20 protein-coding genes are annotated in these 20,940 nt (G+C 67.5%); 8 read left to right on the forward strand and 12 right to left on the reverse strand.

Annotated elements, in window-relative coordinates:
• Positions 1–7: 7 nt before the first annotated feature.
• From P8X75_04845 to ubiE, 5 genes are all read right to left on the reverse strand, one after another.
• Positions 8–463, reverse strand: coding sequence for an Rrf2 family transcriptional regulator (locus P8X75_04845; protein ID MEJ1994529.1), 456 nt, complete (start codon positions 461–463; stop codon positions 8–10).
• A 24-nt stretch (positions 464–487) separates the two neighbouring features.
• The gene (gene dut / locus P8X75_04850) at positions 488–961 is read right to left on the reverse strand and encodes a dUTP diphosphatase (GenBank protein MEJ1994530.1); all 474 of its coding nucleotides are present in this window, start codon (positions 959–961) and stop codon (positions 488–490) included.
• Positions 958–2,166, reverse strand: coding sequence for a bifunctional phosphopantothenoylcysteine decarboxylase/phosphopantothenate--cysteine ligase CoaBC (gene coaBC, locus P8X75_04855; protein ID MEJ1994531.1), 1,209 nt, complete (start codon positions 2,164–2,166; stop codon positions 958–960). The genes dut and coaBC overlap by 4 nt, the downstream gene beginning before the upstream one ends.
• 103 nt (positions 2,167–2,269) lie before the next feature.
• A complete protein-coding gene (ubiB, locus tag P8X75_04860; GenBank protein MEJ1994532.1) occupies positions 2,270–3,796 on the reverse strand; it encodes a 2-polyprenylphenol 6-hydroxylase in 1,527 nt (508 codons plus the stop codon).
• Between the two features lie 36 nt (positions 3,797–3,832).
• Positions 3,833–4,612, reverse strand: a complete 780-nt coding sequence (gene ubiE / locus P8X75_04865) for a bifunctional demethylmenaquinone methyltransferase/2-methoxy-6-polyprenyl-1,4-benzoquinol methylase UbiE (protein ID MEJ1994533.1) — start codon at positions 4,610–4,612, stop codon at positions 3,833–3,835.
• Between the two features lie 84 nt (positions 4,613–4,696).
• Between ubiE and mutM the strand changes: the two genes are divergently transcribed.
• From mutM to gyrB, 8 genes are all read left to right on the forward strand, one after another.
• On the forward strand, positions 4,697–5,545 hold the full coding sequence (gene mutM, locus P8X75_04870) for a bifunctional DNA-formamidopyrimidine glycosylase/DNA-(apurinic or apyrimidinic site) lyase (GenBank protein MEJ1994534.1): 849 nt from the start codon (positions 4,697–4,699) through the stop codon (positions 5,543–5,545).
• Positions 5,546–5,561: 16 nt separating this feature from the next.
• Positions 5,562–5,954: a hypothetical protein gene (locus P8X75_04875; protein MEJ1994535.1), complete on the forward strand. Its 393-nt coding sequence runs from the start codon at positions 5,562–5,564 to the stop codon at positions 5,952–5,954.
• 87 nt (positions 5,955–6,041) lie between these two features.
• On the forward strand, positions 6,042–6,818 hold the full coding sequence (locus P8X75_04880; GenBank protein MEJ1994536.1) for an enoyl-CoA hydratase: 777 nt from the start codon (positions 6,042–6,044) through the stop codon (positions 6,816–6,818).
• 110 nt (positions 6,819–6,928) lie between these two features.
• Positions 6,929–7,192, forward strand: a complete 264-nt coding sequence (gene rpsT, locus P8X75_04885) for a 30S ribosomal protein S20 (protein ID MEJ1994537.1) — start codon at positions 6,929–6,931, stop codon at positions 7,190–7,192.
• Between the two features lie 436 nt (positions 7,193–7,628).
• Complete coding sequence (dnaA, locus tag P8X75_04890; GenBank protein ID MEJ1994538.1) at positions 7,629–9,056, forward strand: chromosomal replication initiator protein DnaA; 1,428 nt, start codon at positions 7,629–7,631, stop codon at positions 9,054–9,056.
• 250 nt (positions 9,057–9,306) lie between these two features.
• Positions 9,307–10,425: a DNA polymerase III subunit beta gene (gene dnaN, locus P8X75_04895; GenBank protein ID MEJ1994539.1), complete on the forward strand. Its 1,119-nt coding sequence runs from the start codon at positions 9,307–9,309 to the stop codon at positions 10,423–10,425.
• A gap of 11 nt (positions 10,426–10,436) precedes the next feature.
• Complete coding sequence (gene recF / locus P8X75_04900) at positions 10,437–11,657, forward strand: DNA replication/repair protein RecF (protein ID MEJ1994540.1); 1,221 nt, start codon at positions 10,437–10,439, stop codon at positions 11,655–11,657.
• Positions 11,658–11,691: 34 nt separating this feature from the next.
• Entirely contained in the window at positions 11,692–14,130 is a 2,439-nt protein-coding gene (gene gyrB, locus P8X75_04905; protein ID MEJ1994541.1) for a DNA topoisomerase (ATP-hydrolyzing) subunit B, read from the forward strand.
• A 6-nt stretch (positions 14,131–14,136) separates the two neighbouring features.
• Here the strand turns inward: gyrB and P8X75_04910 are convergent, their stop codons facing one another.
• The 7 genes from P8X75_04910 to P8X75_04940 form a co-directional block, all read right to left on the reverse strand.
• Positions 14,137–15,627, reverse strand: coding sequence for a peptidoglycan -binding protein (locus tag P8X75_04910; protein ID MEJ1994542.1), 1,491 nt, complete (start codon positions 15,625–15,627; stop codon positions 14,137–14,139).
• 4 nt (positions 15,628–15,631) lie between these two features.
• Positions 15,632–16,798 carry a flagellar motor protein MotA gene (locus tag P8X75_04915; protein ID MEJ1994543.1) on the reverse strand — a complete coding sequence of 389 codons (1,167 nt, stop codon included), beginning with the start codon at positions 16,796–16,798 and terminating at the stop codon, positions 15,632–15,634.
• Positions 16,799–16,966: 168 nt separating this feature from the next.
• Entirely contained in the window at positions 16,967–18,037 is a 1,071-nt protein-coding gene (locus P8X75_04920; protein MEJ1994544.1) for an OmpA family protein, read from the reverse strand.
• A gap of 72 nt (positions 18,038–18,109) precedes the next feature.
• Positions 18,110–18,910 carry an inositol monophosphatase family protein gene (locus P8X75_04925; protein ID MEJ1994545.1) on the reverse strand — a complete coding sequence of 267 codons (801 nt, stop codon included), beginning with the start codon at positions 18,908–18,910 and terminating at the stop codon, positions 18,110–18,112.
• Between the two features lie 8 nt (positions 18,911–18,918).
• The gene (gene efp, locus P8X75_04930) at positions 18,919–19,485 is read right to left on the reverse strand and encodes an elongation factor P (GenBank protein ID MEJ1994546.1); all 567 of its coding nucleotides are present in this window, start codon (positions 19,483–19,485) and stop codon (positions 18,919–18,921) included.
• A 125-nt stretch (positions 19,486–19,610) separates the two neighbouring features.
• Entirely contained in the window at positions 19,611–20,486 is an 876-nt protein-coding gene (locus P8X75_04935; protein MEJ1994547.1) for an isocitrate lyase/PEP mutase family protein, read from the reverse strand.
• Positions 20,487–20,508: 22 nt separating this feature from the next.
• A partial coding sequence (locus P8X75_04940; GenBank protein ID MEJ1994548.1) for a TRAP transporter large permease subunit occupies positions 20,509–20,940 on the reverse strand: 432 nt, incomplete at its 5' end.

The following is a 20,940-nucleotide window of genomic DNA, read 5'->3' on the forward strand; positions in this document are numbered from 1 at the left end:
CGGGCCGCTAAATTGAGAAATCGGGAATGTCCGGCGTCTCGCGTTCGATGTTCTTCTCGCGGGCCCTGCGGCAGAGGTCTTCGACCGTCATGCTCTCAAAGCGCTCCATCATCTCCTGCTGCATCTCCATCCAGATGGGGCGCACCACCTTGATGCCGATCTCCGAGCCTTCGGGCACCGATGTGGGGTCCGGGGTTCCTTCCAGGTCGCGCACCACGCGGATGATCTCGGCGATGGAGATGCGCCTGCGTTCGCGCGCCAGGCGGTAACCGCCGCGCGGCCCGCGCTGGCCGCTCAGGATTTCGTGGTGCACGAGGTGCTGAAGAACCTGCTCCAGATAGCGGCGCGGGATGCCCTGGCGCTCCGAGATGTCGGTCGAGCGCACAGGCTCCGGCCCGGCGTGGTAGGCGATGTCGACCACGGCTTCTATGGCGAAAAGCAGTTTCTTTGACAGGCGTAGCATGACCTCTCCTCTGACCTGCCGGGCTCATCCGCCCAGGGCGCCGCGCCCGGTGGAGCCGAAGCCGCCGGCGCCGCGCGCGCTCTCTTCCAGATCGGCGACCTCGTTCCAGGCGAGCTGGCTGACCGGGGCCACGACCATCTGGGCGATGCGCTCGCCGCGCTCGATGGTGAAGGGCTGGTCGCCCAGATTGATCAGAATGACGCCGATCTCCCCACGGTAGTCCGCATCGACGGTGCCGGGTGTGTTGAGGACCGTGACGCCGTGCTTCAACGCCAGGCCCGAACGGGGGCGCACCTGCGCCTCGAAGGCCGCCGGAAGGGCGATGGCGAGGCCGGTCGGGATCAGCTTGCGCTCTCCGGGTTGCAGCGTCACCGGGTCTTCCAGCGCGGCGCGGAGATCGACCCCGGCGCTCTGACCGGTGGCGTATTGCGGCAGGTCCAGTCCCTCGGCATGGGGCAGGCGCTTTACCGCCACGGTCACGCCGGCGTCTTTCGTCATGCGGCTTTTCCTTCATCCAGATGGTCGGCGATACGTTCGGCCAGACGCTGGGCGACGGCTTCCTTGGTCATGCGCGGCCAGTCCTCCACGCCCTGGGCGCTCACCAGGTGTATCTCATTCTCCGCGCCGCCGAAGGTGCCCGTGGCGCTGGAGACGTCGTTGGCGAGGATCCAGTCGCAGGCCTTCTTCTCGAGCTTGGCTCTGGCGTTCTCGATCAGCTTCTCGGTCTCGGCGGCGAAGCCCACGACCAGGCGGGGCCTTTGGTTCCCGGGCTCCGAAAGGCTGGCCAGTATGTCCGGATTGGCGGTGAGAGCCAGGGATGGCAGCTCCCCGCTCTTCTTCATCTTCTGGGCCGCGGCCTCGGCGACCCGCCAGTCGGCGACGGCGGCCGCGCAGACAGCCGCGTCCACGGGCAGCGCGGCGCGACAGGCCGACAGCATCTCCTCGGCGGACTCGACCTGCGTGACCGTCACACCTTGAGGATCGGGCAGTGCGACCGGCCCGGTCACCAGATGCGTCTCGGCCCCGAGGCGCGCGAGCGCGGCGGCGATGGCATGGCCCTGCTTGCCCGAAGAGCGGTTGGCGATGTAGCGGACGGGATCGATGGCCTCATGCGTGGGGCCGCTGGTGACCAGCACCCGGCGGCCCGCGAGCCGCCCGCCGCCAGCCAGGGCGGCCTCGATCGCCTCGATGATCTCCGCGGGTTCGGCCATGCGGCCTTCGCCGAACTCGCCGCAGGCCATGGGCCCTTCGTTGGGACCCACGAAAAGCGTGCCTCTCGCGCGCAGCGTGGCGAGATTGGCCTGGGTCGCGGGATGCTCCCACATGCGAACGTTCATGGCCGGCGCGGCCAGAACCGGCTTGTCGGTCGCCAGCAGCGCCGTGGAGGCCAGGTCGTCGGCAAGGCCGCCGGCCATCTTGGCCAGCAGGTCCGCGGTCGCGGGCGCCACCACCAAGAGGTCCGCATCGCGGCTCAGTTGAATGTGGCCCATCTCCTGCTCGTCGGTCAGGTCGAAGAGCTCGCCGTAGACCTTGTCTTCTGTCAGCGCCGAGAGGGAGAGCGGCGTGACGAACTGAGCGCCCGAGCGGGTCAGCACGGCGCGCAGCGACGCACCGCGTTCGCGCAGGCGGCGCACCAGTTCCAGAGACTTATAGGCGGCGATTCCGCCCGCCACGATCAGCAGGATTCTCTTTCCCTGCAACATCCCATCTACCTTCGGCAATGAATTACCCCTCCGAACTCGCGAAAATACGCGCAGACCTGAGGGGACGCAAGTTTTCTACAGGAAATGTGGGTATTTTATAGACTCAATCCAAGATCGCAGTTGCGGCGAGGGCCAGCGCCGCCAAGGCCAGAATCAGCGGAAGGCGGTTCCAAAGGCCCTGCCCGCCGCCTGCGTCGCCGCCATGGACCCGCAGTCCGGTCTCCGCGAGCTCGGCGGAAACCTTCTCCAGGTTTTCTGCGATGCGCGGCAGGCGCGCCAGCGTGTCCTCGAAGGTCTCCAGCGCGTCGCGGATGCGCGCCTGGGGGCCCCGGTTGGCGGCGACCCACTCGGCGATCAGCGGTTCGGCGAGGCTCCAGATGTTGAGGCTGGGGTCGAGCACGCGGCTGACGCCTTCGGCCATCATCATGTTCTTCTGAAGCAGCGTGAGCTGCGGCTGCACCTCCAGCTCATAGGATTCGGTGAGCTGGAAAAGCTGGGCCAGGAGACGCGCGAAGGAGATCTCCTCCAGCGACTTGCCGAAGATCGGCTCGCACACGCTGCGCAGCGCCTGGACGTAACTGTCGAGCGGGCGGCCCGGCGGCAGGAAGCCGGCCTGCACCTGCACCTGGGCCAGCTTGCGGTAGTCCTTGTCGAGCACGGCCAGCAGCATGTCGGCCAGCACGATCCGGTCGGCCCGGCTGAGCCGCCCCATGATCCCGAAATCGACCGCGCCGATATTGCCCTCTTCGTCGACGAACATGTTCCCGGGATGCTGATCCCCGTGGAAGAAGCCGTCGCGGAACACCTGATTGAAGAAGATCGCCGCCGCCTTGGTCAGGATGTCCTGCAGGTCGTGGCCGGCCGCCAGCAGCGCGTCCCGGTCGTCCATCGGGATGCCGGAAAGGCGCGAGGTGGTCAGGACGCGCCGCGCCGTTCGCTCCCAATCCACGACGGGCAGGCGGTAGCTCTCGTCGCCCTCGAAGTTCTCGGCCAGCTCCGAAGCAGCGGCTGCTTCCAGGCGCAGGTCCATTTCCATGGTGACCTGCTCCTCGAACAGGGCCACCAGTTCCAGCGGCTTCAGACGCTTGACCCTGGGCTGGAGCCGCACGGCCAGCTCAGCCAGCCAATAGAAGAGGTCGAGGTCGCGCTTGAAGGCCTTCTCCACGCCGGGGCGCAGCACCTTGACCGCGACCTCCTCGCCCTCGCTGGTGACCGCGAAGTGCACCTGGGCGATGGAGGCAGCGGAGATCGCCTCCAGTTCGAAATCGCGGAACAGCGTTTCCAGCGGCGCGTCCAGTTCATCTTCGACGAGAGCGCGCGCCTCGGCGGGGGAGAAGGGCGGCAGGCTGTCCTGCAACTCGGAGAGGTCGGCCGCCACCTGCTCGCCGATCAGGTCGGCGCGGGTGGAGAGGAACTGCCCGAGCTTGATGAAGCTGGGCCCCAGGCGCGTGAGCGCGGCGGCCAGCTTCTCGCCGGGCCGCCCCTCCTTGCGGCGCGGCACAACGATCCGCAGCAGCCGCGCTGTGCCGGGCGCGATCTCCAGGCTCTCCAGGAAGGCAAGCGCGTCGTTTCGCGCCATGACATGGGCGATGGTCAGTAGCCGGAAAAAGGAGCGCAGGGTGCGCAGCATGGGGGGACTTCCTATCGGCTCGCCAGGGGGCGCCCTTTAAAGACGCCAGCCGGAATGGAGTGCGGCGATGCCGCCCGTCAGGTTGCGATGACTGCAGCGCGCGAGTCCGGCCCGGGTCATGCGTTCGATGAGCTTTTCCTGCTTGGGAAAGCGGCGGATGGATTCCACGAGATACTGATAGGACTCGCGGTCGTTGGCGATCCGTTGTCCGAGCCAAGGCAGGACGGAAAAGGAATAGCGGTCGTAGATCTCGTCGAACAGCGGCAGCACCACATGGCTGAACTCCAGGCAGAGGAAACGTCCACCCGGCTTCAACACCCGCTTCGCCTCGGCCAGCGCCAGGTCGATGTCCGTCACGTTGCGCAGGCCGAAGGCGATCGTGTAGCTCTCCATGCAGCGGTCGGGGAAGGGCAGGCGCTGGGCGTCGCCGCAGACCCAATGGATGCCCGACAGAACGCCGTGATCCAGCGCGCGGTCGCGCCCGACCTCCAGCATCTCCGGCGTCAGATCGCAGACCGTGATCGGCCCCGCCTTGTCGGCGCCCACCTTGTCCCGGATCCGAAAGGCGATATCCCCGGTGCCGCCCGCGACATCCAGGTGCGCCTGTCCCGGTCTCGGGCGCAGCCAGGAAACCATCTCGCGCTTCCAGAGGCGGTGGATGCCGCCGGACATCAGGTCGTTCATCAGGTCGTAGCGGCTCGCCACGGAACGGAAGACGCCCTGGACGAGCGGCTGCTTCTCGGCCGCCGCCACTTCGCGGAATCCAAAGGAAGCCGTGCGGTTGTCGCTGTCGTTGCTGTGGTTCTCACCGGTCATGGCGGCGAAGATAGCGCGCGCTCCGCCTTTGCGCTACTGTTCGCGCCACCCAATTCCGGGACCCAACGCCGCAGACCTTCGCGCATGCCAGAACTGCCAGAAGTAGAGACCGTGAAGCGGGGCCTGGCCCCGGTGCTGGAAGGCCGCCGCCTGACGCGCGTGCTTCAGCGCCGGCCAGACTTGCGCTTTGCCTTGCCCGAGAACTTCCCCGGACGGCTCGAAGGCCGGCGCGTCGAGCGCATAGAGCGGCGCGCCAAGTACCTGCTGCTGCACATGGACGACGGACAGGTGCTGCTCTGCCACCTGGGCATGTCGGGCCGCATGCTGCTGATCGACGATCCCGCCCTGCCGCTGGAAAAGCACGACCACGTGGTCTTCGAGACGGAAGAGGGGCGGCAGGTCCGCTTCAACGACGCCCGGCGCTTCGGGATCATGGACCTGATCGCGGACGAGGCGGCGCTTAGCGTCCATCCTCTGTTGCGCGACCTGGGTCCTGAACCGCTGGGCAACGCCTTCAATGGCCCGAGGCTGGCCGAGGCGTTGCGCGGCAAGGCCTCCCCGATCAAGGCGGCGCTTCTGGATCAGCGCGTGGTGGCCGGGCTTGGCAACATCTACGTTAGCGAGGCGCTCTTCTTCGCCGGGATCTCGCCCCGCCGCCTCGCCCGCACGGTGCAGGGAGGCAGGGCCGAGCGGCTGGCCACGGCGGTCAAGTCGGTGCTGACCCGCGCCATCGCCGCGGGCGGCTCCTCTCTCAGGGACTATGTGCAGGCCGACGGCGAGCTGGGATATTTCCAGCACGAGTGGGCCGTCTACGGAAAAGAGGGCGGCCTCTGCCCGGCTTGCGACTGCGGCGGGACGGCGGCGGGCGGCGGCATCAAGCGCATGGTGCAGTCCAACCGCTCGACTTTCTATTGTCCCCGCCGCCAGCGCTAGGGTAGGAAAGGGGCCCATGAACGCGAACCGACTCCTGACCGGCCGATCCCTGCTGGCGCTGCTCGCGCCCTTGGCTCTCTGCGCGCTTTTCCTTGCAGCCGCGCCCGCCGCCTTGGCAGAGACGCTCTTCTTGAAGGATATCGACGACGTGCCGCTGGCCGAAGGGCTGGTGGAGGACCGCAGCGCGGCCCTGGTCTTCAACAAGCCCGCCGGGCGCATCGTCGAGGCGGAAGCCGCCGGCACCCTGCCGTTGGAAGAGGTGCGCGGCTTCTACGGCACGACCTTGCCGCAGCTCGGCTGGCAGGCCGGCGGCCGGGATTCCTATACCAGGGGTGACGAACAGCTCACCCTCAGCTACAGCCGTGAGGGCGACCGACTGGTGGTCCACTTCACCCTGCAGCCGCAATAGAGAGCGCCCTTCGCCAGCGCGCGGAGACGTTTTCGCCTTTTCATCTTTCTACCCCCACTCGCCACCCGAAAGGAGCGAACGAGACCCATGGCCTACGAGAACATCAAGACCGAGAAGAAGGGCGGCGTCGGACTCGTCACCCTCGACCGTCCGCAGGCGCTGAACGCGCTCTGCGCCGCCCTGATCGCCGAGCTGGAGGAGGCCTTGAACGCCTTCGAGGCCGACGAGGAAGTCGGCGCCATCGTGATCACCGGCTCGGAGAAGGCCTTCGCCGCCGGCGCCGATATCAAGGAGATGAAGGCCAAGGACTACATGGACGTCTATACCCAGGACTTCATCACGAAGGGCTGGGGGCGGCTCGCCACCTGCCGCAAGCCGACCATCGCGGCGGTGTCCGGCTTCGCGCTGGGCGGCGGCTGTGAGCTGGCGATGATGGCCGACATCATCATCGCGGGCGACAACGCCAAGTTCGGCCAGCCGGAGATCACCATCGGCACGATCCCCGGTTCCGGCGGCACGCAGCGCCTGACCCGCTACACCAACAAGTCCCTGGCCATGCTGATGTGCCTGACGGGCGAGTTCATCGACGCCGACACCGCGCTGCGCGCGGGCCTGGTCGCCAAGGTGGTGCCCGCCGGCGAGCTTCAGGAGGAGGCGCTGCGCATCGCGACCAAGATCGCCGGCTTCTCCCAGCCCACGGTGATGATGTGCAAGGAGGCAGTGAATCGCTCCTACGAGACCAATCTCGCCGAGGGCATTCTCTTCGAGCGCCGGGTATTCCACTCGACCTTCTCGACCGAGGATCAGAAGGAGGGCATGAGCGCCTTCGCCGAAAAGCGCAAACCCGAGTGGAAGAACCGCTGAGGCGGGTTTGAAATTGGGTCCGAAGGCGGCTTGACGGCCCCCAAGTCGGCGGGTATAACCCCGGCCTTCAGATCACCCGTACAGCTTTATATAAACGAAGGTCGAGACTTATGGCCCATCATCTGTCCGCCAAGAAGCGGATCCGCCGCAACGAGCGCCGCGCTGTCATCAACGGCGAGCGCCGTGGCCGCATTCGCAGCTACGTCAAAAAGGTGGAGCTCGCCATCGCCTCGGGCGACAAGGAAGCCGCCACCCAGGCGTTCAAGGACGCCCAGCCGGAACTGCACCGCGGCGTGCGCGCCGGCGTGCTGCACAAGAACACGGCCGCGCGGAAGATCTCACGGCTCTACGCTCGTGTGAAGGCGCTGGGCTAAGTCCCCACAGCCAAACACGAAGCGGTAATTCCAACGCCGCGCCTCCTCTGGGGCGCGGCGTTTTGCATGCCCGCAACCCCGCAGTTCGCGGCCCTTTTGGCGGGTCGCGGTTGGAACGAAAGAGCCCCCAGGAGTCAAGCAGCGAATCGGCCACAGGGCCGAAAGAATTTGCGCTGTTCCCTTTACAGTCTCGTTGCAAAGCCGCGTCCGGAAGGGGTACTCTCTTGCCCATGGGTAGACCCTGAATAAACAATAAAAATCAAGAAATTCTAAGTAAATAACAGGGATAGGGAGACTACGTTGATCTTTCGTCGTCTATTTAGAGACTTTCCGGCGCTAACTTCCGAATAACGTTAGCTGAACTTTGGCTCTCCACAAGAAGAGAGCCGGACGGGTTGAGAGATCGAAATTGTAGAGAAGGGGTGGAGTTCTAAGTATGGGCAGAAGCGAGGCCGAGCGGGATGTCAGCGAAGAGTGGGCGAAGGTACGGGGACGCCTGCGCGAAGAGGTAGGCGAGGCCGCCTTCCGTAGCTGGCTCAAGCCGCTGACCTTGGTCGGGCTGCATAATGGCAGCGTGCGCCTGGCGGTGCCGACCCGCTTCATGCGCGACTGGGTCACCTCCAACTACGCCGACCGTCTGCGCGCCCTCTGGACCTCCGTCGATCCTTCCCTCAAGGGCGTCGAGATCATCCTGCGCACCAATCCGACCCGCGCCCCGGTGGCCGGGGCCGGCCATGGCCAGCCCAAGATCGCCAGCAGCGTGGAGCGGGACGCCGAGGACGCGGCGACCCTGGAGTCCGTGAAGGCGCCGCAGGAGCGCGCCCGCGACGGCTACAACGAGATTTCAGCGCCGCTCGACGCGCGCTTCACCTTCGAGAGCTTCGTGGTCGGCCATCCCAACGAGTTGGCCTACGCCGCCGCGCGCCGCGTCGCGGAGGCCGACGCCGTGCCCTTCAACCCCTTGTTCCTCTATGGCGGGGTCGGGCTCGGCAAGACCCACCTGATGCACGCCATCGCCTGGCATCTGCGCAAGCGCTCGCCGCAGAAGAAGGTCATCTACCTCTCTGCCGAGAAGTTCATGTACCAGTTCATCCGGGCCCTGCGCACGAAGGACACCGTCGCCTTCAAGGAGCAGTTCCGTTCGGTCGATATCTTGATGATCGACGACGTGCAGTTCATCGGCGGGCGCGAGTCCACGCAGGAGGAGTTCTTTCACACCTTCAACGCGCTGGTCGACCAGAACCGTCAGGTCATCATCTCCGCCGACAAGAGCCCCTCCAACCTGGAAGGCGTGGAGGAGCGCATGCGCTCGCGCCTCGGCTGGGGGCTGGTGGCCGAGATCGATTCCACGACCTATGAGCTGCGCCTCGGCATCCTCCAGTCCAAGGCCGAGCAGTTGGGCGTCACCGTGCCCACCAAGGTCCAGGAGTTCCTGGCCCACAAGATCACCTCCAACGTGCGCGAGCTCGAGGGCGCGCTGAACCGCATCGTGGCCCACTCCACCCTGGTCGGGCGTCCGGTCACGCTGGAGACGACGCAGGAGGTGCTGCACGACCTGCTGCACGCCAATGCGCGCCGGCTCACGATCGAGGAGATCCAGCGCCGCGTCGCCCAGCATTTCGATATCCGCCACGCCGACATGGTTTCCGCCCGCCGCGCGCGCGCCGTCGCCCGCCCGCGTCAGGTCGCCATGTACCTCGCCAAGCAGCTCACCTCCCGCTCCCTGCCGGAAATCGGCCGGCGTTTCGGGGGACGCGACCACACCACCGTGATGCACGCCGTGCGCAAGGTGGAGGAGCTGAAAAGCCTCGACATCGGCTTCGCCGAAGAGGTCGATCTGCTGCGCCGCATGCTGGAGAACTGAGCGGCTTTCCTAGCGCCTCTCTAAGCGCCATTCCGCGCCACTTTCCAGCCCCCCGGCGGGTGCAAGAAAACTGCTGAAAATCCTTACGATTCGGGGCGCGCTGGTCTATAGTGCAACCCCGTGTCCTTCCGGCCCGATTCGGGCCGTTTTTCCAAGCAAGACGCGGGTTTGATTTGGGGGTCGCTCCGGGCGGCGCAGAGCGCGCTTGGGGCGGACATTTGAGACGCATAGAAAGCCATTTGGAAACGCCATGAAACTGACCATCGAACGCGCTGCCCTTCTGAAATCGCTCGCCCACGTGCAGAGCGTCGTCGAGCGGCGCAACACCATTCCCATCCTGTCCAACGTGCTGATGGAGGTTTCCGGCGGGACGCTCTCCCTGACCGCGACCGACATGGACCTGACCATCGTCGAGCAGGTCGCCGCCGATGTCTCCGCCGAGGGCGCGACCACGGCCCCGGCGCACACGCTCTACGACATCGTGCGCAAGCTGCCCGATGGGGCGCAGATCGAGATTTCTCTGTCCGGCGACAACGGCCAGATGACGCTGGCCGCCGGGCGCTCGACCTTCACCCTGACCACGCTGCCGCGCGAGGACTTCCCGGCGGCCAATCAGGGCGACCTGCCGCAGTCCTTCGCGGTGCCGGCGACCGAGCTGCGCAACCTGATCGACCGCACGCGCTTTGCCATCTCCACCGAGGAGACGCGCTACTACCTGAACGGCATCTACCTGCACGCCGCCGAGAACAGCGGCGTCGCCGTCCTCCGGGCGGTGGCGACCGACGGTCACCGTCTGGCGCGCTTCGAGATGCCGCTGCCCGACGGGGCCAAGGGCATGCCGGGCGTGATCGTGCCGCGCAAGACCGTGCAGGAGCTGCGCAAGCTGCTGGACGAGGCCGACGACACGGTGAACATCGCCATCTCCGAGACGCGGGTGCGCTTTTCCTTCAACTCGACGGTCCTGACCTCGAAGCTGATCGACGGCACCTTCCCCGATTACGAGCGGGTCATCCCCTCGGGCAACGACAAGACCATGGAGGTGGACCGCAAGTCGATCCGCGAGGCCGTGGACCGCGTCTCCACCATCTCCTCGGAGAAGAGCCGCTCGGTTAAGCTGGCGCTCTCCAATTCCACGCTGGTGCTGTCCGCCACCTCGGCGGAGAACGGCAGCGCGGTGGAGGAGATCGAGGTCGGCTTCACCGGCGAGCCGCTGGAGATCGGCTTCAACTCCCGCTACCTGCTCGACATCGCAGAGCAGATCGAAGGCGGAGAGGCCCTGTTCCAGTTCTCCGACGCCGCCTCTCCCACCATCGTCCGCGATGCGAGCGATGAATCGGCGCTCTACGTGCTGATGCCCATGCGGGTTTGAGGGGCAGCCGCTTGGCCGCCCTCCCCAAACGCGAAACCATCGGGGCCTCCGCCCTGGACGGGGGAGAGACCCCCTCCGTCGCGGGGGCCGGCGCGCTCTGGATTGCGCGCCTCAGCCTGTCGGCCTTCCGCTGCTATGACAGCGCGACGCTGACCTGCGACGGGCGGCCCCTGGTGCTGACCGGGCCGAACGGCGCGGGCAAGACCAACCTGCTGGAAGCCATCTCCTTCCTGGCGCCGGGCCGTGGCCTGCGCTCGGCGCGCCTCTCCGAGGTCGACCGGCGCGAGACGGCGGGGGCCGAGGCGCCCGCCCCCTGGGCCGTTGCCGCCGAGCTGGAGACGCCCCAGGGCCTCCGTCAGGTCGGGACCGGGCGCGACGCGACGGCGGGTCCGAGGGAGAAACGGGTGATGAAGCTGGACGGCGAGTACGTCGGCAGCCAGCAGAGCCTGAGCGAGCTGCTGTCCGTCCTCTGGCTGACCCCGGCCATGGACCGGCTCTTCCTTGAGGGGCCGGGCGAGCGGCGGCGCTTCCTGGACCGGCTGGTCTTCGGCGCCGATCCGGCGCACGCGGGCCGCCTGACCGCCTATGAGAACGCCCTGCGCGAGCGCTCGCGAATCCTGCGCGGCGACGCGGGCCGGCCCGACCCGGCCTGGCTCTCCGCGCTGGAGGAGACGCTGGCGGGGCAGGGCGTGGCCATCGCGGCGGCGCGCTGCGCCATGACCGAACGGCTGGCCAGCGCCTGCGCGGCCGCCGAGGGCGCCTTCCCGCGCGCCGGGCTGGCCGTTGCGGGCGAGCTGGAAGCGGGCCTGGGCGCGTCCAAGGCGCTGGAGGTCGAAGACCGCTTCCGCGAGCGCCTGGCCGCCTCGCGGGAGCGCGACGCCGAGACCGGCGGCGCCGCCCACGGTCCGCACCGCAGCGACCTACGGGTCACCCATCTGGAGCGCAAGCGCGAGGCCGAGTTCTGCTCGACCGGCGAGCAGAAGGCGCTCTTGATCTCCATCGTGCTGGCGCACGCCCGGCTGATCACGGCCGAGCGCGCTCAGCGTCCCCTGCTGCTGCTGGACGAGGTGGCGGCGCACCTGGACGCCAAGCGCCGCGCCGCGCTCTACGACGAACTGACGGCGCTGGGCGCTCAGACCTGGCTGACCGGAACCGATTCCGCGCTCTTCGAGCCCCTGGGCGACAAGGCGCAGCATTTCCGCGTGGAGGACGCGCGGATCACGCCCGCCTGAGCGGGCAGTCGCGAAAGAGAGCTGGATAAGAGCCATGAGCGAGAAAGACGACAGGAAGAAACAGGCCGCCGAGGACTACGGCGCTGAGTCCATCAAGGTGCTGCGCGGGCTGGAAGCCGTGCGCAAGCGGCCCGGCATGTACATCGGCGACACCGACGACGGCTCGGGCCTGCATCACATGGTCTACGAGGTGGTGGACAACTCCATCGACGAGGCGCTGGCGGGCTACTGCGACGGCGTCACCGTGATCCTGAACGGCGACGGCTCCGTCACCGTGACCGACAACGGGCGCGGCATTCCGGTGGACATCCACAAGGAGGAGGGCATCTCCGCCGCCGAGGTCATCATGACCCAGCTGCACGCGGGCGGTAAGTTCGACCAGAACTCCTACAAGGTCTCGGGCGGTCTGCACGGCGTCGGCGTGTCCGTGGTGAACGCGCTCTCCAAGTGGCTGGAGCTGACCATCTGGCGTGGCGGCAAGGTCCACTCCATGCGCTTCGAGGACGGCGCGTCGGTCAAGCCCCTGGAGATCACCGGGGAAGCCGAGGGCAAGAGCGGCACGGAGATCACCTTCATGCCCTCCGACGAGGTCTTCACCATGACCGACTTCGACTTCCACCGGCTGGAGCACCGCCTGCGCGAGCTGGCCTTCCTCAACTCCGGCGTCCGTCTGGAGCTGCGCGACGAGCGCCAGGCCGAACCCAAGAAGGTCGAGCTGCATTATGACGGCGGCCTCCTGGCTTTCGTCGCCTATCTGGACAAGACCCGCCAGCCGCTGTTCGAGCCGCCGATCCACGCGACCGAGGACCGGGAGGGCATCACGGTGGAGTGCGCCCTGCAGTGGACCGACGCCTATCACGAGCAGGTGCTCTGCTTCACCAACAACATCCCGCAGCGCGACGGCGGCACGCACCTGGCGGGCTTCCGCGCGGCGCTGACGCGCCAGATCAACGCCTATGCGGCCTCCTCGGGCCTCGCCAAGAAGGACAAGGTCTCGCTGACCGGCGACGACGCGCGTGAGGGGTTGACCTGCGTGCTGTCGGTCAAGGTTCCGGACCCCAAGTTCTCCAGCCAGACCAAGGACAAGCTGGTGTCCTCCGAGGTGCGCCCGGTGGTGGAGTCCGTCATGAACGAGGCGCTGGAGCGCTACTTCGAGGAGCACCCCAACGAGGCGCGCAAGGTGGTCTCCAAAGTGGTCGAGGCCGCCGCCGCGCGCGAGGCGGCGAGGAAGGCGCGCAAGCTGACGCGGCGCAAGTCGGCGCTGGACGTGGCCTCGCTGCCCGGCAAGCTGGCCGACTGTCAGGAGAAGAACCCCGCGCTCTCCGAACTGTTCCTGGTCGAGGGTGACTCGGCGGGCGGCTCGGCCAAGCAGGGCCGCGACCGCAAGACCCAGGCGATCCTGCCCTTGAAGGGCAAGATCCTGAACGTGGAGCGCGCGCGCTTCGACAAGATGCTCTCCAGCCAGGAGGTCGGCACGCTGATCACGGCGCTGGGCACCGGCATCGGGCGCGAAGAGTTCGACATCGAAAAGCTGCGCTACCACAAGATCATCATCATGACCGACGCCGACGTGGACGGCTCGCACATCCGCACGCTGCTGCTCACCTTCTTCTTCCGGCAGATGCCGGAGATCATCGAGCGCGGCTACCTCTACATCGCCCAGCCGCCGCTGTTCCGCGCCAAGCGCGGCAACTCGCTGGTCTACCTGAAGGGCGAGAGCGAGATGGAGGGCTACCTGATCGACCAGGGCGTCGAGGATTCGCTGCTGGTGCTGGGCTCCGGCTCGCAGATCGCGGGCCCGGACCTGAAGGCCCAGGTGGAGCGCGCCAACCGCGCCAAGCACTGGATGACATCGCTGGTCCGCAAGGTCGGGTCGCTGCGCATCGTCGAGCAGTCGGCCATCGCCGGTGCGCTCAACCCGGAGATCATCTCCAACCCCGAGCAGGCGGCCGAGGCCGCGGCCTACATCGCCAAGCGCCTGGACGCGCTGGAGGCGGAAGGCGAGCGCGGCTGGGAAGGCTCCGTGGCGGAGGACGGGGGGCTCCTGTTCCAGCGCAGCCTGCGCGGCGTCACCGAACGGCGCGCGCTCGACGCCGCCACGCTGCGTTCGGCCGAGGCGCGCCGCCTGGATACGCTGGCGACCGAGCTTCAGGAAAGCTACATGAAGCCCGGCGAGCTGACCTGCAAGGACAAGCGCTACCGCATCACCGGGCCTTGCGACCTCGCCGACGCGATCATGGAACTGGGCCGGAAGGGTCTTTCCATCAGCCGCTACAAGGGCCTGGGCGAAATGACCGCCGAGCAGCTCTGGGAGACCACCATGGACCACGAGGCCCGCTCCCTCCTGCAGGTCAAGGTCGCCCACAGCGACGAAGCCGGCCAGATCTTCGAAACCCTCATGGGCGACGTCGTCGAACCCAGACGCGAGTTCATCCAGGCAAATGCCCTGAACGTGGCGAACTTGGATATCTGAGCGTTCTCACCGCTCCGTCAGCTTCAGTTCGATCCGGCGGTTCCTTGACAGCGCTTCGGGGGTGTCCTCGTCCGTGATGGGCTGGTGTTCGCCGAAGCCGGTGGCGGCGAGGCGGTTCGGGGGGATGCCTTCGCCGATCAGGAAGGTGACGACCGAGAGGGCGCGGGCCGTGGAAAGCTCCCAGTTGGACTGGAACTCGGGCGTCCTGATGGGGCGCTTGTCGGTGTGGCCGTCGACGCGCAGGATCCAGTCGATGTCCTCGGGAATCTCGGCGGCGATTTCTTTCAGGGCCCCGGCGAGGTTCGCCAGCTGGGCCTTGCCCTCGGCGCCGATCTCCGCTTCGGCGGTCTCGAACAGCACCTCGGACTGGAAGACGAAGCGGTCGCCGACGATGCGGATGTCGTCCCGCTCACCCAGGATTTCCCTCAGACGCCCGAAGAACTCGGAGCGGTAGCGGGCCAGTTCCTGCACCTTGGTCGCCAGCGCCGCGTTCAGGCGTTCGCCCAGGTTGATGATCTGGGCGCGCTGGTCCTCGTTCAGCGCCTCGGAGGCCTCCAGCGCGGCGTTGAGACGGGCGAGCTGGCGGCGCAGGGCCCGAAGCTGCTGGTTCAGCAGCAGAACCTGGGCCTGCGCCTCTTCGGTCAGCGCCACCTGATCGGCCAGCAGGTCCTTCTGACGCGCCAGTTCACCCTCGGTCTCGGCCTCTGAATCGAGGGCCGCCTGCACCTTCGCCTCCAGGTTCGCCACCTCGCGCCGAAGCTGGTCGCGCAGGTCGCGCAGGATCGCGAGTTCGGCGACCTGGGCCTCGAGCTGGCCGCGGTCGATCTGGATGGTCTCCTCGGCGGCGGCGAGGCGGCTGCGCAGTTGTTCGGCCGCCTCTTCGGAGCTTTGAAGGCGGGTCGAGAGCTCGGCCACCTGCTCGCGCAGGGAATCGCGCAGCTCGCGCAGCATGCCGAGTTCGGCGAGCTGGGCCTCGATGGTCTCCTTGTCCGCCTCGATGGTGGCGTAGGCGTCTTCGAGCTGGCCCCTGAGCTCGGCGGTGACGGAGAGCTGGCGGTCCAGTTCCTCGGCCAGTTCAGCGTTGCGGTCCTGGGTCTGGTCGAGGCTGCCGCGCAGGGAGGACAGCTCGTCGCGCGCGCTCAAGATTTGCTGGTTCAGCGCCTCCCGCTCCGACTGGAGCGAGGCGATCTGGTTGCGTAAGGAATCGCGCGCCTCCAACGAGGCCTGCAACTCGCTGGATAGGCTCGCCATGTTGAGCCTGAGGTCGGCGTTGGCCGAGCGCTCCAGCGCCAGCAGGTCGGACAGCTCGGCGACCTCCGCCTCCAGCCGCGCCAGGGCCTGATCGCGCCCGGAAAGCGCGTTGGAGAGGTAGAACTGCGCGACGATGAAGACCAAGAGGACGAAGATCACCACCAGCAACAGGGTCGCCAGCGCATCCACGAAGCCCGGCCAGATGTTGACCGCCCGCCTGCCGCCGCCGCGTCTGAGGTTATACATGGGTCTAGCGGTTCTCTTCCTCGGCCAGCGCGGCGATGGTGCGCGCCAGCAGGCGGATCTCGTTGCGCATCTCGGTGACGATCTCCGACCGGCCCTTGCCGATCTCAGAGGCGATGCGCTCCAGCCTGTGGTCCATGGAGCGGATGTGGTCGCGGGTCAGGTCGTCGACCCCGCCGCCAGACTCCGGCGCCTTGTCGGCCAGCTTCTGCAAGACGGGGCGCAGGTCGTCCTGGGTTTCCACCAGACGGCGTAGCACCTGCTGCTCGGAGCGCATCTGGTCGGTCAGCAGCGCCATGCGCTCTGCCAGCGCGGCCAGGTCCTGATCCAGCGAGGAGCGGTTCTCCTCCCCGCGCGCCATGATGCGCTGCAGGTTGTCCAGGGAGTCGGCCGTCTGCTCCAGAAGCGCCTGGATGTAGGCCGGAACGGAGCCTTCGCCCTCCGCGCCGCCGCCGCCGGAGGAGATGCGGGTGTTGCTGGAAAGCCATTCCTCCAGCTCGTTGACGAAGCGGTTGTGGGCCTGGGCGGCCTGGAGCTCCAGGAAGCCCAGCACCAGCGACCCGGCGAGGCCGAAGAGCGAGGAGGAAAAGGCCGTGCCCATGCCGGAGAGCGGCGTTTGCAGCCCGGCCTTCAGCTCATTGAACATGACGCCGGCATCGCCGCCGTCCACGCGCAGGTTCTGGATGGTGTCGCCGACCGCGCCCACCGTCTCCAGAAGGCCCCAGAAGGTGCCGAGCAGGCCCAGGAAGACCAGCAGGCCGATCAGGTAGCGGGAGATCTCGTGGGTCTCCTCGATGCGGCTGGAGATGCCGTCGAGGATCGAGCGCAGCGTCATGGTAGAGAGGGTGAGGCGCCCCTTGCGCTCCCCGATCATGGTGGCGAGCGGGCTCAGGAGGCGCGGCGCGCGCTGCTGGGTCATCTCGCCGGGCAGCACCAGATTGTAGCCGCTGGAGTCCTGCTTCAGGCTTTCCGCGAAGGCCGTCTCGGGATAGAGCCCGATCACGCTCTTGAAGATGAAGAGCACGCCGAGGCCCAGCACCAGCAGGATCATGCCGTTCAGCACCACGTTGGCGGCGAAGGCGTCGGCCAGACGCGGATAGAGCAGCACCGCCGCCACCGCGACCAGCGCCAGGAACACCAGCATGCGGATCAGAAATCGGGTTGGACGGGTCATTTCAGGCTCTCATCCCCCTTAGGTGGAAGCGGGTCCGGTGTAGGGGCCCGGCGAGGGCGCCGTTCCGGCCCTTCGGTCTCTTTTTGCGCCGCCATTCTAGGCCAGGAACTGCGGCAAAAAGGTGGCTGTGCCTTGGCCCTGCACGATGCCTCAGCGCTGCACGATGCCCTAGCGCTGCACGATGATGTCAACCCGGTCGGCCTCGCCGGAAAGATTGGAGGCGCCGAGCGGGCGGATCTCCACCCGCGTCGAGACGATCCCCTGCTGGATCAGGAAGCCGCGCACGGCGAGCGCGCGCGCCAGCGAGAGGCGCCGGGCGCGCTGGTCGCTCGCTTCTTCTCCGGCCGCGTAGGCCATCAGCGTGATCTGCGCGCCGGGGCGCAGCTTCGCGCGGTCGGATGCCTCGGCCAGGGTCGGCGCCGCGCCGTCCGGCAGTCTGGAAGAGCCGGGCTCGAAGGCGAGGGTGAAGACGTCGCCCGGCGGCTGCTGCAATTCGGGCGGAATCTGCTCGCCCTCTTCCTCTGGCTCCGCTTCCTCGACCGCTTCCGCCGGCGCGTCCGGCTGGCCGGTCACATCCTCGACCGGGGCCACGGGCACCGCGGGCGGCGCTGCGGCCTCTCCGGCCTCCTCGGCGGGCGTTTCCTGCTCCTGAGCGACGTCGCTTTCAGGCTCGGGGGCAGGCTCGGGCGCAGGGGCGGGCGGCGTCTCCGCAGACGGCGGGGGCGCGGGTGCCGCTTGTGGTTCTGGTGCGGGCGCAGGCGCAGGGGCCGGGGCTGGCTCAGGCGCTGGCGCTGGCGCGACCGGAACCGGTGTCTGGTCGATCTGCTGGCTTTCGGCGGCGGGTTGGGCGGGCGCTTCCGGTTCGGGCGTCGCGGCGACTTCCGGCTCGGGCGGTGTCTCGGCGGCGGGCGCGGGTGCGGGAGCAGGCGTCGGCGCCGGTGTCGGCGCCGGGGCGGCGTCGGTCACGCGCTCCGGTGCTTCGGGCAGGCTTTCCTGGGTCTGCGGGCGCAGGACCGGCGGCACGTAGACGCCTTCAGGCAGATGATAGACGCCGCTGCCGCTGATGATCGTGGTGCCGGCGGCGGGATCTTCGGGGATTGTTTCCTGAGCCAGACCGCCGCCCAGAGGCAGCGCCACCGCGAGCAGGCTCACGGCGCTGAGCAGGGCCAGCTTCTCGTGGGATCGCCGGGTCTGGCGCATCTGCCTGTTCAGGAGTTGTTGGGCCTCGTTGACGGCCATGATGTTCTTACCTTTTGCCCCCGCGTGATTCGCGGCTCAAAGACTAAGGGCAGACAGGGGCGCGAACAACCGCTAAGCGCTCTTTTCCTTGCGGCTAAGCAGCTTTCGCAAGACGAGATTGATCTCGGCGTTGGTCGCGAGGATGCTGTCGCCCTCCAAGCGGAAGGCGCGCCCGTCGATCGCGGACACGAAGCCGCCGGCTTCGCGCACCAGCAAGACCCCCGCCGCCACGTCCCAGGGCATCAGGTCCCGCTCCCAGAAGCCGTCGTAGCGCCCGGCGGCCACATAGGCCAGATCGAGCGAAGCAGCGCCCCAGCGCCGCACGCCCGCGGTCTCGGCCATGACCCGCTCCAGCTCCCCCAGGAAGCGGTCGTGGTCCTTCGCGCCCTTGAAGGGGATGCCGGTCGCCAGCACGGACTCTTCCAGCCGCCGCCGTCCGGAGACACGCAGGCGCCGGTCGTTCAGGTAGGCGCCCTTGCCGCGCTCGGCGAAGAAGAGCTCTTCCTTGATGGGGTCGTAGATCACCGCCGCCGTGGGCTCGCCGCGCTCGACCAGCGCCAGAGAGACGGCCCAGTGCGGCAGGCCGTGCAGGAAGTTCGTGGTGCCGTCGAGCGGGTCGCCGACCCAGACGGCGTGCTCGCCGATCTTCTCACCCGCCTTGGCGGACTCCTCCAGCAGGAACCCGATCTCCGGGCGCGACTGCTGCAGTTCCTCGCGCAGCTTGCGCTCGGCCTTCAGGTCGGCCTGGGTGACGAAATCCGCCGGGCCCTTCTTGGAGACCTGCAGGTTCTCGACCTCGCCGAAGTCGCGCTGGACGGAGCGGGCGGCCTTGATGACCGCCTTTACCATGACGTTGATGAGGGGGGAGCGCATGCCGGGCGTCAGTCCTTGGCGCGCTCGACGTAGGAAGCCTCGGCGGTGTTGACCACCACGCGGGTGCCGCTTTCGATGTGCGGCGGCACCATGATGCGCACGCCGTTGGCCAGCATCGCCGGCTTGTAGGAGGAGGAAGCGGTCTGCCCCTTCACCACGGCGTCGGCCTCGACGATCTCCTCCACCACCGTTTCCGGCAGGGTCACGGAGATGGGGTCGTCCTCGTAGCTCTCGATGGTCACCATCATGCCCTCCGCGAGAAAGGGCAGGGGCTCGCCCACCAGGTCGGCGTTAACGGTGATCTGCTCGTAGGTCTCCTGATCCATGAAGGTCAGCATCTCTCCGTCGGCGAAGAGGAACTGATAGTCCTTCTGATCCAGGCGCACGCGCTCGACCGTCTCGGAAGAGCGGAAGCGCTCGTTCAGCTTGGTCCCGTGGCGGATGTCCTTCAGCTCGACCTGGGCGTACGCGCCGCCCTTTCCGGGCTTCACGTGCTGCAGTTTCACCGCGCGCCAGAGCTGGCCGTTGTGCTCGATAACGTTGCCGGGACGGATTTCGTTGCCATTGATCTTCATGGCCGACCTTCTCGATTGATTTTCACGCTGTCAGGAACGGCGGACGGCACCGGCCGCCCGCGAAATGCGCGCGGAAGCTAGCAGAAGGGATGGCGTCGGGCAACTGCCGACGAGCGCGCGCCGGGTCAGCGTCCGGCGTAGCGTTCTTCCTCGGCGTAGTAGTCGTCGAAACCGACGATCCGGCGCAGCTCGGCGAAGTCCATCAGCTCTTGGGGATGGCGCCCTTCCTTCATGGCGGCGAGCGCGTCGCGCATGGCCGTCATGGCGGCGTTCATGATGGTCAGCGGATAGGCCGCGATCTGGTAGCCGATGTCCTCCAGAACCTCGGGCGGCAACAGCGGCGTATGGCCCTGCTCCACCAGATTGGCCATCTTCGGGCCCGGCAGGCTGGAGCAGAAGGTGCGCATCTCCTCCTCGCTCTTCAGCGCTTCGACGAAGAGGATGTCGGCCCCCGCCTCCTTGAAGAGCCGCGCGCGCTCCAATCCCTCGTCGAGGCCGTGGTCTTCGCGCGCGTCGGTCCGCGCCAGGATCAGGATGTCGCCCGCGCCCTCGGCCTTCAGCTCCTCGCGCGCGTCCACGGCGGCGCGGATGCGCTGCAGCGCCTCGTCGCGCCCCACCACCGCCTTGCCCTTGGTGTGGCCGCAGCGCTTGGGGGCGATCTGGTCCTCGATCATGACCGAGGCGAAGCCGGCCCCGGCATAGCCGCGCACGGTCCGCTTCACGTTCATGGCGTTGCCGTAGCCGGTGTCGCCGTCGCCGATCACCGGGATCGAGACCCGCTGACAGATGTTGCGGCCCTGATCCAGCATCTCGCCATAGGAGATGAGGCCGGTGTCCGGCATGCCGAGCCGCGCGGAGGAGACCGCGAAACCGCTCATGAAGGTCAGCGGAAAGCCCGCCTGTTCGATCATCTTGGCGGAGAGCGCATCGAAACAGCAGGGCATCACGGTCAGGCCCGGCTTGGCCAGGAGGGCGCGCAGCTTGTCGGCGGGGGAGGTCATGAGAGGAAAGCTCCGGGGTTGGTCACATCTTGAAGGGTATGTAGAGCACGATATCGGGGATCAGATAACAGATCACCACGGTCACGAGCATCAGCAGCAGGAAGGGTAGCACGCCGCGCGCCACCTCGCTCATGCTGGCCTTTCCGACCGCTTGTATCACATAGAGGTTGAGGCCCACGGGCGGCGTGATCAAGGCGCACTCCACCATGATCACGAAGAAGACGCCGAACCAGATCGGGTCGATGCCGAGCGGCAAGAGGGCCGGGGCCAGCACCGGTACCATGATCAGCATCATGGAGAGCGCCTCCAGGAACAGCCCCATGAGGACCAGCACCAGCGCCACCACCAGGATGAAGAGCCCGGCCTCCTGGAAGTTGGCGATGATCATCGCGGAGAGATCCTGGGGAATGCGATAGAGCGTGATCGCCTTGCCGAAGACCTTGGCCCCGGCGAC

It is taken from the genome of Limibacillus sp., assembly GCA_037379885.1.
GTDB lineage: Bacteria > Pseudomonadota > Alphaproteobacteria > Kiloniellales > CECT-8803 > JARRJC01.

What these genes read in the sequence shown, in the direction of transcription:
- P8X75_04845 (MEJ1994529.1), bottom strand. Translation starts at nt 463, where the DNA reads ATGCTACGCCTGTCAAAGAAACTGCTTTTCGCCATAGAAGCCGTGGTC.
- dut (MEJ1994530.1), bottom strand. Translation starts at nt 961, where the DNA reads ATGACGAAAGACGCCGGCGTGACCGTGGCGGTAAAGCGCCTGCCCCAT.
- coaBC (MEJ1994531.1), bottom strand. Translation starts at nt 2,166, where the DNA reads ATGTTGCAGGGAAAGAGAATCCTGCTGATCGTGGCGGGCGGAATCGCC.
- ubiB (MEJ1994532.1), bottom strand. Translation starts at nt 3,796, where the DNA reads ATGCTGCGCACCCTGCGCTCCTTTTTCCGGCTACTGACCATCGCCCAT.
- ubiE (MEJ1994533.1), bottom strand. Translation starts at nt 4,612, where the DNA reads ATGACCGGTGAGAACCACAGCAACGACAGCGACAACCGCACGGCTTCC.
- mutM (MEJ1994534.1), top strand. Translation starts at nt 4,697, where the DNA reads ATGCCAGAACTGCCAGAAGTAGAGACCGTGAAGCGGGGCCTGGCCCCG.
- P8X75_04875 (MEJ1994535.1), top strand. Translation starts at nt 5,562, where the DNA reads ATGAACGCGAACCGACTCCTGACCGGCCGATCCCTGCTGGCGCTGCTC.
- P8X75_04880 (MEJ1994536.1), top strand. Translation starts at nt 6,042, where the DNA reads ATGGCCTACGAGAACATCAAGACCGAGAAGAAGGGCGGCGTCGGACTC.
- rpsT (MEJ1994537.1), top strand. Translation starts at nt 6,929, where the DNA reads ATGGCCCATCATCTGTCCGCCAAGAAGCGGATCCGCCGCAACGAGCGC.
- dnaA (MEJ1994538.1), top strand. Translation starts at nt 7,629, where the DNA reads ATGGGCAGAAGCGAGGCCGAGCGGGATGTCAGCGAAGAGTGGGCGAAG.
- dnaN (MEJ1994539.1), top strand. Translation starts at nt 9,307, where the DNA reads ATGAAACTGACCATCGAACGCGCTGCCCTTCTGAAATCGCTCGCCCAC.
- gyrB (MEJ1994541.1), top strand. Translation starts at nt 11,692, where the DNA reads ATGAGCGAGAAAGACGACAGGAAGAAACAGGCCGCCGAGGACTACGGC.
- P8X75_04910 (MEJ1994542.1), bottom strand. Translation starts at nt 15,627, where the DNA reads ATGTATAACCTCAGACGCGGCGGCGGCAGGCGGGCGGTCAACATCTGG.
- P8X75_04915 (MEJ1994543.1), bottom strand. Translation starts at nt 16,798, where the DNA reads ATGACCCGTCCAACCCGATTTCTGATCCGCATGCTGGTGTTCCTGGCG.
- P8X75_04920 (MEJ1994544.1), bottom strand. Translation starts at nt 18,037, where the DNA reads ATGGCCGTCAACGAGGCCCAACAACTCCTGAACAGGCAGATGCGCCAG.
- P8X75_04925 (MEJ1994545.1), bottom strand. Translation starts at nt 18,910, where the DNA reads ATGCGCTCCCCCCTCATCAACGTCATGGTAAAGGCGGTCATCAAGGCC.
- efp (MEJ1994546.1), bottom strand. Translation starts at nt 19,485, where the DNA reads ATGAAGATCAATGGCAACGAAATCCGTCCCGGCAACGTTATCGAGCAC.
- P8X75_04935 (MEJ1994547.1), bottom strand. Translation starts at nt 20,486, where the DNA reads ATGACCTCCCCCGCCGACAAGCTGCGCGCCCTCCTGGCCAAGCCGGGC.